The organism is Asanoa sp. WMMD1127 (assembly GCF_029626225.1).
Taxonomy (GTDB): domain Bacteria; phylum Actinomycetota; class Actinomycetes; order Mycobacteriales; family Micromonosporaceae; genus Asanoa.
Map to the genome: position 1 here is coordinate 7,178,596 of NZ_JARUBP010000001.1, position 17,000 is coordinate 7,195,595.

Annotated in this window: 12 protein-coding genes; 7 read left to right on the forward strand and 5 right to left on the reverse strand. The window is 71.6% G+C overall.

Annotated features, from left to right (window positions below):
* Nucleotides 1-921: 921 nt before the first annotated feature.
* Nucleotides 922-1,737: a helix-turn-helix domain-containing protein gene (locus O7635_RS34375; protein ID WP_278084658.1), complete on the reverse strand. Its 816-nt coding sequence runs from the start codon at nucleotides 1,735-1,737 to the stop codon at nucleotides 922-924.
* Complete coding sequence (gene uvrB / locus O7635_RS34380; protein WP_278084659.1) at nucleotides 1,734-3,866, reverse strand: excinuclease ABC subunit UvrB; 2,133 nt, start codon at nucleotides 3,864-3,866, stop codon at nucleotides 1,734-1,736. Before uvrB ends, O7635_RS34375 begins: the two co-directional genes overlap by 4 nt.
* A gap of 320 nt (nucleotides 3,867-4,186) precedes the next feature.
* On the opposite strand from uvrB, the gene O7635_RS34385 reads away from it, so the two are divergent.
* Nucleotides 4,187-5,800 carry a hypothetical protein gene (locus O7635_RS34385; protein ID WP_278084660.1) on the forward strand — a complete coding sequence of 538 codons (1,614 nt, stop codon included), beginning with the start codon at nucleotides 4,187-4,189 and terminating at the stop codon, nucleotides 5,798-5,800.
* Here the strand turns inward: O7635_RS34385 and coaE are convergent.
* A complete protein-coding gene (coaE, locus tag O7635_RS34390; protein WP_278084661.1) occupies nucleotides 5,797-6,966 on the reverse strand; it encodes a dephospho-CoA kinase in 1,170 nt (389 codons plus the stop codon). The two genes, O7635_RS34385 and coaE, sit on opposite strands and share 4 nt — an antisense overlap.
* Nucleotides 6,967-7,106: 140 nt before the next feature.
* A complete protein-coding gene (gene rpsA / locus O7635_RS34395; protein WP_278084662.1) occupies nucleotides 7,107-8,600 on the reverse strand; it encodes a 30S ribosomal protein S1 in 1,494 nt (497 codons plus the stop codon).
* Between the two features lie 260 nt (nucleotides 8,601-8,860).
* On the opposite strand from rpsA, the gene O7635_RS34400 reads away from it, so the two are divergent.
* Genes O7635_RS34400 through O7635_RS34420 form a run of 5 tightly spaced genes read left to right on the forward strand, consistent with a single transcriptional unit; the run spans nucleotide 8,861 to nucleotide 13,535 of the window.
* The gene (locus tag O7635_RS34400) at nucleotides 8,861-9,664 is read left to right on the forward strand and encodes a class I SAM-dependent methyltransferase (RefSeq protein WP_278084663.1); all 804 of its coding nucleotides are present in this window, start codon (nucleotides 8,861-8,863) and stop codon (nucleotides 9,662-9,664) included.
* Nucleotides 9,665-9,704: 40 nt separating this feature from the next.
* Complete coding sequence (gene argS / locus O7635_RS34405) at nucleotides 9,705-11,429, forward strand: arginine--tRNA ligase (protein WP_278084664.1); 1,725 nt, start codon at nucleotides 9,705-9,707, stop codon at nucleotides 11,427-11,429.
* A gap of 48 nt (nucleotides 11,430-11,477) precedes the next feature.
* Nucleotides 11,478-12,980, forward strand: coding sequence for an amino acid permease (locus tag O7635_RS34410; RefSeq protein WP_278084665.1), 1,503 nt, complete (start codon nucleotides 11,478-11,480; stop codon nucleotides 12,978-12,980).
* Between the two features lie 38 nt (nucleotides 12,981-13,018).
* Entirely contained in the window at nucleotides 13,019-13,222 is a 204-nt protein-coding gene (locus tag O7635_RS34415) for a DUF2945 domain-containing protein (RefSeq protein ID WP_278084666.1), read from the forward strand.
* Nucleotides 13,185-13,535 (forward strand): DUF3140 domain-containing protein, encoded by a 351-nt coding sequence (locus O7635_RS34420; RefSeq protein WP_347405321.1) that lies wholly within the window; start codon nucleotides 13,185-13,187, stop codon nucleotides 13,533-13,535. The genes O7635_RS34415 and O7635_RS34420 overlap by 38 nt, the downstream gene beginning before the upstream one ends.
* Before the next feature lie 418 nt (nucleotides 13,536-13,953).
* Here the strand turns inward: O7635_RS34420 and polA are convergent, their stop codons facing one another.
* Nucleotides 13,954-16,638, reverse strand: a complete 2,685-nt coding sequence (gene polA / locus O7635_RS34425) for a DNA polymerase I (protein WP_278084668.1) — start codon at nucleotides 16,636-16,638, stop codon at nucleotides 13,954-13,956.
* Between the two features lie 186 nt (nucleotides 16,639-16,824).
* Here polA and O7635_RS34430 point away from each other — a divergent pair, with 186 nt between their 5' ends.
* On the forward strand, nucleotides 16,825-16,974 hold the full coding sequence (locus O7635_RS34430) for a DUF1737 domain-containing protein (RefSeq protein ID WP_278084669.1): 150 nt from the start codon (nucleotides 16,825-16,827) through the stop codon (nucleotides 16,972-16,974).
* Nucleotides 16,975-17,000: the final 26 nt, after the last annotated feature.

Here is a 17,000-nt window from a genome sequence, read left to right on the forward strand (position 1 = left end):
ATGCTTTGGCATGTACGCACATGTCGAAGCATGTCGACTCGAACCAAGACCCACCGCGCGCCGCCCCGCGCCGTCGGAGCTAGCGGCGGGCACGTGCGACAAGCGCCCGCATCCCTAGGGCCGGAGCTTGGCGGCAGTAGGTGCCGGAGCGCCCGCACCCGCCACCGGACCGCACCACCACGCGGGTCGCGGAGTGACCGCACCCACCGTCGGAGCGTCGTGGCAGGCGGCGGCCGGTCGCCCGCACCCGCCACCGAACCGCACCGCCGCGCGGGTCGCGAGTGACCGCACCCACCCTCAGAGCGTCGTGGCAGGTAGCGGCCGGTCGCCCGCACCCGCCACCGAACCGCACCGCCGCGCGAGTGGCAGAGCGACCGCACTCACCCTCAGAGCGTCGTGGCAGGCGGCGGCCGGTCGCCCGCACCCGCCACCGGACCGCACCGCCGCGCGAGTGGCAGAGCGACCGCACCTACCCTCAGAGCGTCGTGGCAGGCGGCGGCCGGTCGCCCGCACCCGCCACCGAACCGCGCCGCTAGGCGGAGTGACCGCACCCACCCTCAGAGCTTCGTGGCAGGCGGCGGCCAGTCGCCCGCACCCGCCACCGGACCGCGCCGCTAGGCGGAGTGACCACGCCCGCCGTCAGAGCTTGTGGCAGGTGGCGGGCGGTCGCCCGCACCCGCCGGACACGGCCGAGGGGCCGCGCCCGTTGCAGCGCGCCTGTACCAGGCCGGCGCGACGAAGCCGCGCGGTGCGGGTGTTCCTGCGGGAGCGCAGGCAGCGGCGATCGCCGCGGCCGGCCGCCCGAGCGACGCGTCACTCCGAGCGACCGCGGACCCGGCCGCGCGGCGACGCCTCGAGGGGTGGTCGCGCGAAGAGGGCCTGGCCGCGGTGACGTTGATGCCTCGGGCGGCCCAGGGTGTCTCAGGCTGAGGCGTAGGCCGGCGGTGGGGTGAGGCGGGTCGGGGTCGAGCCGGTGAAGGCGCGGAAGTCGCGGATGAGGTGCGCCTGGTCGTAGTAGCCGGCGTCAGCCGCGACGGTGGCCCAGCCGTCGGTGGCGGCGCGGGATACCGCGCGGCGGGCGCGTTCGAAGCGCACCAGGCGGGCCAGCACCTTCGGTGGCAGGCCGAGCTCGCGGCGGAAGACCGCGGTGAGCTGGCGGCGGCTCCAGCCTGCCTCGGTCGCCAGGGCCGGCACCGGGACCGCGCCGCCGGTCGTCACCAGGCGGCGCCACGCGGCGGCCAGGCGGGGGTCCGGCTCCGGGGTGGAGGCCAGGCGGGCGCCGAAGGCTTGGTCGAGGAGCGTGAAACGCTCCGCCCAGGTCGTGGCCGCGCCGAGGCGCGCGGGTAGGTCGCGGAGCGGGCGGAGGGCGGCGCCGTCGAGTTGGTCGACGGACACCACCTGGTTGGCGAGCTCGCCCAGGGGGCGGCCGAGGATGCGGGTCGCGACCAGCGGGTCGAGCATCAGCTGGATGCCCGCGGCCGCGCCGGGTGCGGTGATCGTGTCGACCCAACTGTCGGACAGGCCCGCGGTGAACGAGGCGACGCTGGTCGCGCCGGCGGCCGGGTCGCGGGGGTCGCGTACGTCGAGGGGCGCGCCCCAGCCCAGCACCAGGACGCAGCGGGAGACCGCGGCCTCGCGGCGGGCGAGTGGGGTCGCGGCCCGCTCGACGTAGCCGACGTAGGGGCCGACGGCCCGTCGGAGCGTCCCGGCGGGCGCTCCGACGGTGTAGCCGATCACTTGACTCCGGCGACGTCCATGCCGCGTAGCTCCTTCTTGAGCTCGTGCACCTCGTCGCGGATGCGGGCCGCCAGCTCGAACTGCAGCTCGCGGGCCGCGGCCAGCATCTGGTCGTTGAGGTCCTGGATGAGCTGGGCCAGGTCGTGGCGGGCCATGCCCTGGGCCGACGTGCGCGCGGCGGCCTTGCCCTTGGACCTCGTCTCCGGGACCGGGCCCTTGCCCCGCGACATCTGGCGGCCGCCGCCACCCACGATCGCGCCGCCCGGGCCGTGCCCGCCGAGCGCGCCTTCGGTGTCTTCGGCCTCGCGGTAGATGTCGTCCAGGATGTCGTGGATCTTCTTGCGCAGCGGCTCCGGCGAGATGCCGTTGGCCTCGTTGTGCGCGACCTGCTTGGCCCGCCGGCGGTTGGTCTCGTCGATCGCCTCGGCCATCGACGGGGTGATCTTGTCGGCGTACATGTGGACCTGGCCGGACACGTTTCGGGCCGCGCGACCGATGGTCTGCACCAGCGACCGGCCGCTGCGCAGGAAGCCCTCCTTGTCGGCGTCGAGGATCGACACCAGCGACACCTCGGGCAGGTCGAGGCCCTCCCGCAGCAGGTTGATGCCGACCAGCACGTCGTAGTCGCCCTTGCGCAGCTCGCGGAGCAGCTCGACCCGGCGCAGCGTGTCGACCTCGGAGTGCAGGTAGCGCACCCGGATGCCGTGCTCCAGCAGGTAGTCGGTGAGGTCTTCGGCCATCTTCTTGGTCAGCGTGGTGACCAGCACCCGCTCGTCCTTGTCCGTCCGCAGCTTGATCTCGTGCATCAGGTCGTCGATCTGGCCCTTGGTCGGCTTGACCACGACCTCGGGGTCGATCAGGCCCGTCGGCCGGATCACCTGCTCGACGAACTCGCCGCCGGCCTCGCGCAGCTCCCACGGCCCCGGGGTCGCCGAGAGGAAGACCATCTGGCCGACCCGCTCGAGCACCTCGTCGAACCGCAGCGGCCGGTTGTCGGCCGCGCTGGGCAGCCGGAAACCGTGCTCGACCAGCAGCCGCTTGCGGGACGCGTCGCCCTCGTACATCCCGCCGATCTGGGGGACGGTCACGTGCGACTCGTCGATCACCGTGATGAAGTCGTCGGGAAAGTAGTCGAGCAGGCAGAACGGCGGGTCGCCGTAGGTGCGCCCGTCGATGTGCATCGAGTAGTTCTCGATGCCCGAGCAGAACCCGACCTGCCGCATCATCTCGATGTCGTAGGTCGTGCGCATGCGTAGTCGCTGGGCCTCGAGCAGCTTGTTCTGCCCCTCGAGCTCGGCCAGCCGCTCCGCCAGCTCGGCCTCGATGCCGTTGATCGCCCGCTCCATCCGCGCGGCGCCGGCCGCGTAGTGGGAGGCGGGGAAGATGAACAGGTCGTCGACCTCGCGGATCACGTCGCCGGTCAGCGGGTGCAGGTAGTAGAGCCGCTCGATCTCGTCGCCCCACAGCTCGACCCGGACCGCCATCTCCTCGTAGGCAGGGATGATCTCGAGCGTGTCGCCCCGGACCCGGAACGTGCCGCGGGTGAACGACATGTCGTTGCGCGCGTATTGGATGTCGACCAGCCGGCGGAGCAGCTGGTCACGGTCGACCTCGGCGCCGCGCTTGAGCCGCACCGCCTGGTCGAGGTATTCGGACGGGGTGCCCAGGCCGTAGATCGCCGAGACGGTCGCCACCACCACCACGTCGCGCCGCGTGAGCAGCGACATGGTCGCCGAGTGCCGGAGCCGCTCGACCTCTTCGTTGATCGACGAGTCCTTCTCGATGTAGGTGTCGGTCTGCGGGATGTAGGCCTCGGGCTGGTAGTAGTCGTAGTAGGAGACGAAGTATTCGACCGCGTTGTTGGGCAGCAGCTCGCGGAACTCCTTGGCGAGCTGCGCGCAGAGCGTCTTGTTGGGCGCGAGCACCAGCGCCGGCCGCTGCAGCCGCTCGATCAGCCACGCGGTGGTCGCGCTCTTGCCCGTGCCGGTCGCGCCGAGGAGCACCGAGTGCCGGTCGCCCCGACGCACCCGACGCTCAAGGTCGTCGATGGCTGCCGGCTGGTCGCCGGCTGGCTTGAAGTCGCTGATGACCTCGAAGCGGCCGTCGGTGCGGGGGATGTCCAGCGTCATGCTCTTAAAACTACGTCGGGGGTACGACATGTTCCCGCGACCGGACGATGCGTATGTGATCGGCTTCGATATTGTCATTGTGTGGGATAGGTCACCGCGCTACCGTTTGAGCGTAGGCCGCTCGCGGCGGCCGTCCGGGAACAGATCGGGCCTCCACACCGGCCGGTCGGTCCCGGCGCTGTGGTTGCAGCCCCGGCACATCACCGGCGTGCGCACCCGACGCGGTCGCGCGACGCGCAGACCGGCCGCCGCGAGCGCCCTGACCGGGCGGCGCCCGGCCCCGCACGTCACCTCAGCCACGATCAGCCGTTCAACCACGCGTGACCCTTTCTCGTCGGCCTGCCGAGCGGCGGCGCATCGTCGCGTTGGTCGTGCTCTCCTGCCTCTCCCTCGGATCGTTGGCCGGCCTGGTCGGCGGCCTCGTCTCCTGCGTGCCCAAGGAGGAGGCGGTGCAGGCCCGGCCGCTGTCGACGGCGGAGGCGCAGCGGCTGGCCGACATGCGGGTGACCAACTACCGCGACGAGCGCGCCGGCGTCAGCGCGGTCTGGGGCGACGGCGACTCCCAGGTACGCGTCGCGGGCTGGGTCGACTGGAAGCGCGCGCTGACCTACGTGCGGGTCGGTGGCCCCGGGGCCGGCGACCAGCGGGGGCTGCTCCAGGCCGTACCCGGGATGGTGGCGAACCGGCCCGCGACGGCGCAGGAGGCCGCCGCGGAGGCCGAGGCCCCCCGGCCGAGCGACGCCACGAAGCCCGCGCCGCCAGTCGCCGAGCCGCCCGCCGCTCCCCCGGCCGACGGCTGGCAGCTGCGCACCTGGACCCCCACCGGCCAGAAGGCGACGCCGCTGGACACCTTCCTGTCGCTGATGTTCGTGATCGCGAGCACCAGGTCGGACCGCGCCGACCTGCTGGCCAGGACCGAGGCGCGCTGGATGGGACAGGACCGGATCGGGGGTACGACGGTCGACGTGCTGCTCGGCCCCGCGGTCCCCCCGCAACCGCTGCCGACGGCGTCTCCGACACCGACCGCGAAAAGCAAGGCCACGGCGACCCCCGCCGAACGCGCCACGGCCAGCCCGAGCACCGCGACACCCACCCCCACCCGCACCGCCCCACCGACCGCCCTCAACGAGCTCGGCGGCGCGATGCGCTACTGGCTCGACTCCGGCTCGAAGCTGCGCCGGTTCGAGGCGCTGCTGCCCGGCAACATGTCGGCCCGGGTCGACCTCGACCACGCCGAGCGCCCCGAGCTGACCGCCGTCGCCGCGTTCGGCGGCCGCACGATCGCGCCGCGCAAGCCGACCAAGACCGAGGCCGCGCTGCTGGCCAAGATGCGCCAGCGCAACTTCGAGCGGGGCGGGGCCAAGTTCTCCGTCGACGTGCCGACGATCCCGCTGGCCTACCTGCGCGGCACCGGCTGGCTCGACTGGAGCAGCACGGTGGCGTACCTCGCGGTGCATGACGTCCGCAAGCCCACCGATGTCGCGTACATGCGGGCCGATCCGAACGGGGTCGCCCTGCAGACGAAGACCGGCAAGCGGATCGAGGAGCCCCCGGTGCCGGCGCCCGACAGCGGCTGGACGTTCCAGGCGTGGACGGAGCGCTCCGACGCCCGTGGTGGGCTCGACATCGACCTGCTGCTGGGCGAGGCGCTCGCGGTGGCCGCGCCGACCAAGGACAGCGCCAGCTTCTTCGTCGAGCACGCGTCGTTCCTGCGCAAGGACGAGATCGACGGGGTCGCGGTGACGGTGTTCGAGATCGCGAAGCCGGCCGAGCTGGGCAACGTCGGCCGGGGGCAGGCCCGGATGCGCTACTGGGTCGACAAGTCGGGCGCGGTGCTGCGGCTGGAGGCGCGCACCCGGGCCGGCACGTTCGGCCAGCTGAACCTCGTCGACGGCACGGTGCCGACCCTGCCGACGGGGCCGCTGGGCAGCTAGGGCCGCCAGCCGGTCGCGGCCGCCCAGGCGTCGGCTCGGGCGTAGATCTCGTCGAAGAACGGCTCCTTGGCGTCGACGTAGTCGTCGATCGGGCGTCCCGCGTGGGCCCGCTTCACCGCGATGTAGGCGTCCCGGTCGGCCGCGTCGGCGCGCAGGTGGTCGCGGAGCAGCAGCGCCGTGCGCCAGCCGGGTGAGCCGGCCACGCGGACGTGCAGGTTGACCCGGCGACCGGGGTCGGCGTTGGCGTGCAGCCGCTTCTCCCAGGGTCCGGGATCCGGGGGCTTGGGCCGGTCCTGGTCGATCCCCGGCTTGCGGGGGAAGCCGGCCGCGCCCAGCTTGCCGGCCAGGGCGTCGGCCTCGTCCAGCGAGTCGACGGTCAGCATCATGTCGATGACGTCCTTGGCGGGCAGCCCGGGCACGGCGGTCGAGCCGATGTGGTCGACCCGGTGCGGCCCGACCCGGTGGCGGATGCGGGCGGCCAGTCGCGCATACTGCTCCGGCCACGTCGGGTCGTAGTCGACCAGCCTGGCCAGCGGGTCCGCGTCGGCCGGGCGGCCCGTGCGCACGTTCCGCTCGTAGGCCACGAGCCGGTCCGTCCACAGTGCATCGATCGCGGCGGTGAGCTCCGCCGGTGGGCCGCTGTTGTCGAGCACCACGTCGGCGGCCGCGCGCCGGGTCGCGTCGTCGATCTGGGCCGCGATCCGGGCGCCGGCGTCCTCGACGGTCATGCCGCGGTCGCGCACGAGCCGTTGGATCCGCACCTCGGGGGCCGCGTCGACGACCACGACCAGGTGGTACGCCGGCCCGAGGTTGCCCTCGACCAGCAGCGGGACGTCGTTGACGACGATCGCGTCCGCCGCCGCGGCCGAGGCGAGCTCCGCCGATCGGGCCTGGATGCGCGGGTGCAGGATCCCCTCGAGCCGCTTGCGGGCCGCGGCGTCGCCGAACACGATGCGGCCGAGCGCGGGCCGGTCGAGGGCGCCGTCCGCCGTCAGCACGTCGGGCCCGAACGTCGCCACGACCTCGGCCAACCCCGGCGTGCCGGGCTCGACCACCTCGCGGGCCAGCCGGTCCGAGTCGATCACCACCGCGCCGTTGGCCGCGAACCGCTTCGCCGCCGCGCTCTTGCCGGCCCCGATCCCACCGGTCAACCCCACCCGCAACACAGGCGAAAGGCTAACAAGGGGGAAGGACGGACCGGGACCACCGCCCGTGGGGGTGTCCGGGGGCTCGGCCCCCGGAGCAGGCATAAAGGAGGAGTCCCCCCGGTCCGCGCTTTCCGCGGACAGGGGGGACCCAGGAACTCCTACTTGCCGGCGAGCTTCTCGCGGAGCGCGGCCAGCGCCTCGTCCGTCGCCAGGGTGCCCGCGGGCTCCTCGGCCGCCCGGGCCGGCGTGGAGGACGAGGACGACGCCCCGCCGCTCTGGCCGCCGGTGGGGGCCGGCGGAGCTGCGGCCGCTTCGGCGTCGGCGGCGCGGGAGGTCTGCACCTGCTTGGTGTGGGCCTCCCAACGCTGACGCGCCTCGGCGTACTGCGTCTCCCAGGTCTCGCGCTGCTTGTCGTAGCCCTCGAGCCACTCGCCCGTCTCGGGGTCGAAGCCTTCGGGGTAGATGTAGTTGCCCTCGTTGTCGTAGGTCGCCGCCATGCCGTAGAGGGTCGGGTCGAAGTGCTCCTCGCCCTCGACGAAGCCCTCGTTGGCCTGCTTGAGCGACAGCGAGATCCGCCGGCGCTCGAGGTCGATGTCGATGACCTTGACCATGACGTCGGAGCCGACCTGCACGACCTGCTCCGGGATCTCCACGTGGCGCTCGGCCAGCTCGGAGATGTGCACCAGACCCTCGATGCCGTCGTCGACCCGGACGAACGCGCCGAACGGCACCAGCTTGGTGACCTTGCCGGGCACGATCTGCTGGATCGCGTGCGTGCGGGCGAACTGGCGCCACGGGTCTTCCTGGGTCGCCTTGAGCGACAGGGACACCCGCTCGCGGTCGAGGTCGACGTCGAGGACCTCGACCTCCACCTCCTGGCCGACCTCGACAACCTCGGACGGGTGGTCGATGTGCTTCCAGGACAGCTCGGAGACGTGCACCAGACCGTCGACGCCGCCCAGGTCGACGAACGCGCCGAAGTTGACGATCGACGAGACCACGCCCTTGCGGACCTGGCCCTTCTGGAGCTTGTTGAGGAACTCGGTGCGAACCTCGGACTGGGTCTGCTCGAGCCAGGCGCGGCGCGACAGGACCACGTTGTTGCGGTTCTTGTCGAGCTCTATGATCTTCGCCTCGAGCTCCCGGCCCACGTAGGGCTGGAGGTCACGAACCCGGCGCATCTCGACGAGGGACGCGGGCAGGAAGCCCCGCAGGCCGATGTCGAGGATCAGACCACCCTTGACCACCTCGATGACCGAGCCGCGGACGACCCCGTCCTCTTCCTTGATCTTCTCGATGGTGCCCCACGCCCGCTCGTACTGCGCGCGCTTCTTCGAGAGGATCAGGCGACCTTCCTTGTCCTCCTTCTGGAGGACCAGGGCCTCGATGTGGTCACCGACCGACACCACCTCGGCGGGGTCGACGTCGTGCTTGATCGACAACTCACGCGAGGGGATCACGCCCTCGGTCTTGTAGCCGATGTCGAGCAGGACCTCGTCCCGATCGACCTTGACGACGGTGCCTTCGACAATGTCGCCGTCGTTGAAGTACTTGATGGTCTCGTCGATGGCGGCGAGGAAAGCCTCCTCGGAACCGAGGTCGTCGACGGTGACCTTGTTTGCGCTCGAGGTGGCCTCGATGCTGCTCGTCATGTGGGCGGTTGCTCCGGTCGGATGGTGTGTCACAGCTGCGGTGCGGGTAGCTAATGACCTGTGTGCGCCCGCGAATTGGTCGTAAGGCACACCGCAACGATCGCCCATGATCATTGATGGTGTCCGTGGACCGCGGACGCCTGCTCCCTGCCGAGGCACACAATCCGCGTGCGCATCGACTAGCTTACCGTGCGCATTACCACAGCGTGCAAGCCCTCCCCAAGCCGCGCCGACAACGTACCGCGTGATGGGGTTGCTCCGTGTCTGACGACGATCCCGGCGTGGGCCGGCGGGCGGTGACCGACGCGGAGGCGCGGCGGGCCAGTCGGGGCTGGTGGGACAAGGACGCCGACGCCTACCAGGCCGAGCACGGCGCGTTCCTGGGTGAGGTCGACTTCCGCTGGTGCCCCGAAGGGTTGCGGGAGGCCGACGCGCACCTGCTGGGGCCGGTCGCCGGGCGGCGGATCATCGAGGTCGGCGCGGGCGCCGCGGCCGCCGCACGGTGGTTGGCGGCTCAGGGCGCCGAGGTGGTTGCCACCGATTTGTCCGCCGGCATGCTCCGGCACGCTGTGACCGGGAACACATCATCCGGCGTACGCCTGCCGCTGGTCCAGGCCGACGCGCTGGCGCTGCCGTTCCGGGACGAGGCGTTCGACATCGCGTTCACCGCCTTCGGCGCGGTGCCGTTCGTGGCCGACTCGGCGGCGCTGATGCGGGAGGTGTTCCGGGTGGTGCGGCCGGGCGGGCGGTGGGTGTTCGCGGTGACGCACCCGATGCGGTGGATCTTCCTGGACGATCCGGGCGAGGGCGGGCTCGTGGCGGTGCACTCGTACTTCGACCGGCGGCCGTACGTGGAGACCACGCCGGCCGGGGTGCCGACCTACGTCGAGCAGCACCGGACGCTGGGCGACCGGATCCGGGAGCTCGTCGGCGCGGGGTTCGTGCTGGAGGACCTGGTCGAGCCGGAATGGCCGGAGGGGCACGAGGGGATCTGGGGCCAGTGGAGCCCGCTGCGGGGCCGGCTCTTCCCGGGAACCGCGATCTTCGTGGCCGGGCGACCCTGACGCGGCACCGAAACGGACACCCCACGTAGATTGGTACCTCGTGGCAACCCTGGAAGAACTGCTCCGTGATCGGCTCGCGTCCGCGTTCGAGGCGGTGGCCGGCGCGCCGGCCGACCCGAGCGTGCGCCGGTCCCAGCACGCCGACTTCCAGGCCGACGGCGCGCTGGCGCTCGCCCGCAAGCTCGGGCGCAAGCCGCGTGACATCGCGGTCGACGTGGTGGCCGCGGCCCGGCTCGACGACCTGTGCGCGGAGGTGACGATCTCGGGGCCGGGGTTCATCAACCTGACGGTCGCCGGCGACACGATCGGGTCACTGCTCGCCGTCATGAACCGCGACGAGCGGCTCGGCGTCGCGCGGGTCGCCGCGCCCGACACCGTGGTCGTCGACTACTCGGCCCCCAACGTGGCCAAGGAGATGCACGTCGGCCACCTGCGGTCGACGGTGATCGGTGACGCCGTGGTGCGGCTGCTCGAGTGGCTCGGCCACCGGGTGACCAAGGCCAACCACCTCGGCGACTGGGGCACGCCGTTCGGCATGTTGATCGAGCATCTGCTCGACATCGGCGAGACCGAGGCGGCGCACGAGCTGTCGCTGGGCGACCTCAACGGCTTCTACCGGGCGGCCCGGGCCAAGTTCGACGCCGACGACGCGTTCAAGGAGCGGGCGCGGCTGCGGGTCGTGGCGCTGCAGAGCGGCGACGAGCAGACCCGGCGCCTGTGGCGGCTGCTGGTCGACGAGTCCGAGAAATATTTCCTGGCCGTCTACGAGCGGCTCGACGTCTGCCTGACCGAGAAGGACTTCTTCGGCGAGAGCTTCTACAACGACATGCTCACGCCGGTGGTCGAGGAGCTCGACCGGCTCGGGCTGCTGCGGGAGAGCGACGGCGCCGCGGTGGTCTTCCCGGACGGCTTCACCAACCGCGAGGGCGACCCGCTGCCGATCATCGTGCGGAAACGCGACGGCGGCTTCGGGTACGGCGCGACGGACCTGGCCGCGATCCGCTACCGCACGCAGGAGCTGGCGGCCAACCGGCTGCTCTACGTGATCGGGCTGCCGCAGCGGCAGCACCTGGAGATGGTCTACGAAGTGGCCCGCGAGGCCGGCTGGCTGCGGGCGCCGGCGCGGGCCCAGCACATCGGCTTCGGCTCGGTGCTCGGGTCGGACGGCAAGATCTTCCGCAGCCGGGCCGGCGACACGATCAAGCTGGTCGACCTGGTCGACGAGGCGGTCGCGCGGGCGGCGGCGCTGATCGAGGAGAAGAACCCGGAGCTCGACGAGGCCGCGCGGGCCGAGGTGGCGCGGCTGGTCGGCGTCGGCGCGATCAAGTACGCGGACCTGTCCAACGACCGCACCCGCGACTACGTCTTCGACTGGAAGCGGATGCTCTCGTTCGACGGCAACACGGCGCCCTACCTGCAGTACGCGCGGGCCCGGATCCTGTCGATCTTCCGGCGTGGCGGGGTGACGCCCGCCCGGGACCTGGCCACGATCACCGTCGCCGAGCCCGCGGAGCGGACCCTGGCGATCGAGCTGCTGGCGTTCCCGGGCGTCGTGACGGAGGTGGCCGAGTCGCTGGACTTCCACCGGCTGGCGAACTACCTCTACGGCGTGGCGACGGCCTTCACCGCGTTCTACGAGAAATGCCCGGTGCTCAAGGCCGCCGGCGCCGAGCGGGAGAGCCGGCTGGCGCTCAGCGACCTGACGGCGCGGGTGCTCGGCACCGGGCTGGGTCTGCTCGGGATCGGTGCGCCCGACCGCATGTAGCCCGCGTTCGAGCTGCGGTTTCGGCCGGGCGGGGCGAGAATCGCAGCCATGGCTCTCTCCGTCCTGCGCACCAAGAGCATCGAGCGGTCCATTCAGGAGACTGACGAGCCGGGCCATCGGCTCAAGCGCGAGCTGAGCGCGCTCGACCTTACGGTGTTCGGCGTGGGCGTGATCGTGGGTACGGGCATCTTCGTCCTGACCGGTCAGCAGGCGGCGACCAACGCCGGGCCGGCGATCGTCATCTCGTTCCTGCTCGCCGCCGTCGTGTGCGGGTTGGCCGCGCTCTGCTACGCGGAGTTCGCGTCGACGGTGCCGGTGGCGGGCAGCGCCTACACGTTCGGCTACGCCACGCTCGGCGAGCTGGTCGCCTGGATCATCGGCTGGGACCTGGTGCTCGAGCTCGGGCTCGGCGCCGCGGTGGTGGCGCGCGGCTGGAGCGCGTACCTGCAGACGCTCTTCGGGCTGCCGACCTGGCTCGCGGGTGACACCGCCGTGCCCGACTGGGGCGCGATGTTCATCGTGCTGGTGCTGACCGTGGTCGGCGTCATGGGGACGAAGCTGTCCGGGCGGTTCACCGGCGTGCTGGTCGCGATCAAGGTCGCGGTGGTGCTGTTCGTGATCGGGCTCGGGCTGTTCTACATCAAGGGTTCCAACCTGACGCCGTTCGTGCCGCCGGCGCAGCCCACCGAGGGTGCCTCCGGTGGTGAGGAGCCGTTGCTGCAGGCGCTGCTCGGCGTCGTACCGCAGCAGTTCGGCTTCTTCGGGATCGTGGCGGCGGCGTCGATCGTCTTCTTCGCGTACATCGGCTTCGACGTGGTCGCGACCACCGCCGAGGAGACGCGCAAACCGCAGCGCGACATGCCCCGCGGCATCCTGGCGTCGCTGGCGATCTGCGCGGTGCTCTACATGGCGGTCGCGTTCGTGGTGACCGGGATGGCGAAGTACACGTCGCTGGACACGGGCGCCCCGCTGGCCAAGGCGTTCAGCGACAACGGCGTCGAGTGGGCGTCCAAGGTGATCTCACTCGGCGCGATCTGCGGCATCACCACCGTGATCCTGGTGCTGCTGCTCGGCCAGTCCCGCGTCATCTTCGCGATGTCGCGCGACCACCTGCTGCCGCCGGCGATCGCCCGGGTGCACCCGCGGTTCGGCACGCCGTGGCTGATCACCATCGGCACCGGCGTCGTGGTGGCGCTGGTGTCGGGCTTCGTGCCGCTGTCGAAGCTGTCGGAGCTGACCTCGATCGGCACGCTGTTCGCCTTCGTGGTGGTGGCGATCGGCGTCATCATCCTGCGGCGTACGCGACCCGACCTGCCCCGCGCGTTCCGCACGCCGTTCGTACCCGTGCTGCCCATCCTCGCGGTGCTGGCCTGCCTCTGGCTGATGATCAACCTGCCGGTGGACACCTGGATCCGGTTCGTGATCTGGATGGCGGCCGGGTTCGTGGTCTATTTCGCGTGGGGCGTCCGGGCGGCGGGCCGGCGGCGGGAGATCGACGAGCGGGCTGCCGCGGAGTCCCCGTCCCCAACGCAGCCCCAGGATCGCGTCTAAACGTGTTTTGTCCCTTTCCTTCCGGGTATCCGCGCGGCATGGGACTTCGCAAAGGTGACAAGGTGAGCTGGCAGAGCCACGGCCAGCGCGTGCACGGCACGGTCGAGGAGAAGATCACGTCACGCACGTCAGCGGGCGGCCGCACGGTGGACGCGTCGAAGGACGAGCCGCAGTACCGGGTCCGCAGCGACAAGTCCGGCCGCGATGCGGTGCACAAGGAGGAGGCGCTGCGCCGTGAGTGACGAGGTGGACGACTTCGGCAAGGCGGTCAACATGACGGCGGGCGAGCTGGAGCGCTGGCTTCGCACGGACGACTCGCGGTCGGTGGGCCAGAAACCGGCCAGCGGCGGCGAGTCCACGGGCCACGCCTCCGGGCGCCGCATCGTGGACCTGCTCCGCACGAAGAAGTCGGACCTGACGGACGAGGACCGCGCCCACATGCGCAAGGTCGTGGGCTACGTCAAACGCCACAGCGCCCAACGCCCGAAGGGCGACGTCACCGACACGACGTGGCGCTACTCCCTGATGAACTGGGGCCACGACCCCCTCAAGTAGCAGTGCCGCCCGTAACGGGCCGCCGAGGTGTGTCCTGGTCGGAGCCCACATGCTCCGGCATGTAGGCACACCTCGCGACATGTGCGTGTCCGCGAGATCGCCCCGCCGTCTTGACGCGGATTGCGACCAGCCATAGAGCGCACGCGGGCCGGCCCTGGTCGAGACCATCGACCGCCAGTTCTCGATCTCAGCGCCGCTCGACTCGACGCCTGGCGTCGAGCCCGAACCGCCGCGGCCGAATTTGCCTCGGCACCGGCCCACAACGACTCGTGGCCGTCGGCGGCGGCGCCCGCCAAGCCGCCACCGCCGAGCCGGGTCAGCGCGCTGGCGCTGGCGGCGCCCGCCAAGCCGCCACCGCCGAGCCGGATCAGCGCGCTGGCGCTGGCGGCGCCCGCCAAGCCGCCACCGCCGAGCCGGGTCAGTGGTCGGCGCTGTTCCAGTCGCGGCCCAGGCCGACCGAGACCTCGAGCGGCACCGCGAGCGGGTAGGCCCCGCCCATCGCCTCCCGGACCAGGGCCTCGGTCTGCTCCCGCTCCCCCTCCGCGACCTCGAAGACGAGCTCGTCGTGGACCTGCAGCAGCATCCGCGACCGCAGCCCCGCCTCCTTGAGCGCCGCGTCGACCCGGAGCATCGCGACCTTGATGATGTCGGCGGCCGAGCCCTGGATGGGGGCGTTGAGGGCCATGCGTTCGGCCATCTCACGGCGCTGGCGGTTGTCGCTGACCAGGTCCGGCAGGTAGCGGCGGCGGCCGAGGATGGTCTCGGTGTAGCCGTCCTGGCGGGCCCGGTCGACGATGGCGCGCAGGTAGTCGCGGACGCCGCCGAACCGGTCGAAGTATTCGTCCATCAGGCCGCGGGCCTCGTCGGTGGCGATGCCGAGCTGTTGGGAGAGGCCGTAGACGCTCAGGCCGTACGCCAGGCCGTAGTTCATCGCCTTGATCTTGCGGCGGTGGTCGGCGGTGACCTCGTCGAGGGGCATCGAGAAGACCGACGAGGCGGTGGCGGCGTGGAAGTCGGCGCCCGAGTTGAAGGCGTCGATCAGGGCCTCGTCCTTGGACATGTCGGCCATGATGCGCATCTCGATCTGGCTGTAGTCGGCCGTCATCAGCGTCTCGTAGCCCTCGCCGACCACGAACGCGCGGCGGATCCGCCGGCCCTCCTCGGTGCGGATCGGGATGTTCTGCAGGTTGGGGTCGGTCGACGACAGGCGCCCGGTGGCCGCGACGGTCTGGAAGTAGGTGGTGTGGATCCGGCCGTCGTCGGACACCGACTTGAGCAGTCCGTCGACTGTGGACTTGAGCTTGGCCACGTCGCGGTGGCGCAGCAGGTGCTCGAGCAGCGGGTCGCCGGTCTGGGCGAACAGCCCCTGCAGCGCGTCGGCGTCGGTGGTGTAGCCGGACTTGATCCGCCGCGTCTTGGGCAGGCTCCGCTCGGTGAACAGGATCTCCTGGAGCTGCTTGGGCGAGCCGAGGTTGAACTCGCGCCCGACCACCGCGTAGGCCGCCTGCGCCGCCGCCTTCACCTCGGCCGCGAAGTGGGCCTCGATGTCGGACAGGTAGTGGGTGTCGGCCGCGATGCCGACCTGCTCCATGCGGGCCAGCACCTCGGAGAGCGGCAGCTCGACGTCGGCCATGAGCCGGATCGACAGCTCGCCGTCGCGGGAGAGCTCGGCGTCGATCGCGTCGGCGAGGTCGAGGGTGGCGCGGGCCTGGAGCATCAGGTTCTGCTCGACGACGCCCTCGTCGCCCAGCCCGTCGAGGGTGAGCTGGCCGGACTCGGGCGTGTCGACGCGTAGCTCGCGGTGCAGGTAGCGCAGCGCCAGGTCGGCCAGGTCGTAGGTGCGCTGGTCGGGCCGGGCCAGGTAGGCGGCGATGGCCGTGTCGCGGGCGACCCCGTCGAGCTCCCAGCCGCGGGCGGCGAACGCGAGCCGGGCCGGCTTGCTGTCGTGGAGCACTTTGGGGTGGTCGGCGGAGGCCAGCCAGGCCGCGACCGCCTGCTCGTCGGCCGGCTCGAGCTGGGTCGGGTCGAACCAGGCCGCGGGCCCGTCGGCGGTGGCCAGCGCGATGCCGGTCAGCTCGCCGGTGCCGCGCCCGAACCGCCCCGCGACGGCGACGCCGGTCGCCACGCCCGGGCGCACGTGCTCGGTCACCCAGCCACCGACCGCGCCGGCGGCGAGGATCTCGCCGAACAGGTCGAACCCGGCCTCGGCCTCGGGCTCGACCGCGTCGAGGTATTGGTAGAGCCGCTCGCGCAGCACCCGGAACTCGAGCGCGTCGAAGACCTGGTGGACGGCCTCGCGGTCCCACCCCTGCCAGCGGGCGTCGGCGGGCCCCATCGGCAGGTCGAGATCGCAGACCAGCGCGTTGAGCTCGTAGTTGCGCATCACGTTGGCCAGGTTGGCCCGCAGGTTCTCCCCGGCCTTCCCCTTGATCTTGTCGGCGTTGGCGATGACGCCGTCGATGCCGCCGTATTCCTTGATCCATTTGGCCGCGGTCTTGTCGCCCACGCCCGGCACGCCCGGTAGGTTGTCGCTGGTCTCCCCCACCAGCGCGGCCTTGTCGCGGTAGCGCGCCGGCGGCACGAAGTATTTGGTCTCGACGGCCTCGGGGTTCATCCGCCAGACCTCGGACACGCCACGAACCGGGTAGAGCACGGTGACATGCTCGTCGACCAGCTGGAACGCGTCGCGGTCACCGGTCGAGATGATCACCTCCATGCCGGCCTCGCGCGCCTGCCGGGTGAGCGTGCCGATCACGTCGTCGGCCTCGTAGCCCTCTTTCTCGACCACCGGGATCCGCAGCGCCGCCAGCACCTCTTTGACCAGGCTGACCTGCCCCTGGAACGGCTTGGGCGTCTCGGACCGGCCGGCCTTGTATTCGGCGTAGCGCTCGGTCCGGAACGACTGCCGCGACACGTCGAACGACACGATGATGTGCGTCGGCTTCTCGTCGCGCAGCATGTTGATCAGCATCGACGTGAACCCGAACACCGCGTTGGTCGACTGCCCGGTCGCGGTGGAGAAGTTCTCCACCGGCAGGGCGTGAAACGCGCGGTAGGCCAGCGAGTGGCCATCTAGCAGCAGGATCCGGGGCTGGTCGCTCACCCGAGCGATGCTAGTCGCCGGGTACGACAGGATGCCGACCGGACCCGAGCTGTTTCGCCCCGGTTGTCCGGATCGACGAACCATGCGGAAAAGCTGGGTCAAGATCAGGCTTTCCCGGGTCCGCCCTGGTCCGGAGGCCGGCGAAGGGCGTACGCTGGTTGATCTTGGCGAGCGGAGGGGTGTGGGATGGGTGTGGAGCCGCCGGAGGGGTTGCCGCGGTACCGGGTGTTGACCGGGCCCGACGACGCCGCGTTCTGCCGCCGGGTCAGTGCGGCCCTCGACCTCGGCTACCGCCTGCACGGCGGACCGGCCTCACCCACGACGGCGAGCGCGTGATCGTCGCCCAGGCGCTGCTCTGGCCC

Coding starts and splice junctions, on each gene's coding strand:
- uvrB (WP_278084659.1), bottom strand. CDS start 3,866: ATGACGCTGGACATCCCCCGCACCGACGGCCGCTTCGAGGTCATCAGC.
- rpsA (WP_278084662.1), bottom strand. CDS start 8,600: ATGACGAGCAGCATCGAGGCCACCTCGAGCGCAAACAAGGTCACCGTC.
- O7635_RS34410 (WP_278084665.1), top strand. CDS start 11,478: ATGGCTCTCTCCGTCCTGCGCACCAAGAGCATCGAGCGGTCCATTCAG.
- O7635_RS34415 (WP_278084666.1), top strand. CDS start 13,019: ATGGGACTTCGCAAAGGTGACAAGGTGAGCTGGCAGAGCCACGGCCAG.
- O7635_RS34420 (WP_347405321.1), top strand. CDS start 13,185: ATGCGGTGCACAAGGAGGAGGCGCTGCGCCGTGAGTGACGAGGTGGAC.
- O7635_RS34430 (WP_278084669.1), top strand. CDS start 16,825: ATGGGTGTGGAGCCGCCGGAGGGGTTGCCGCGGTACCGGGTGTTGACC.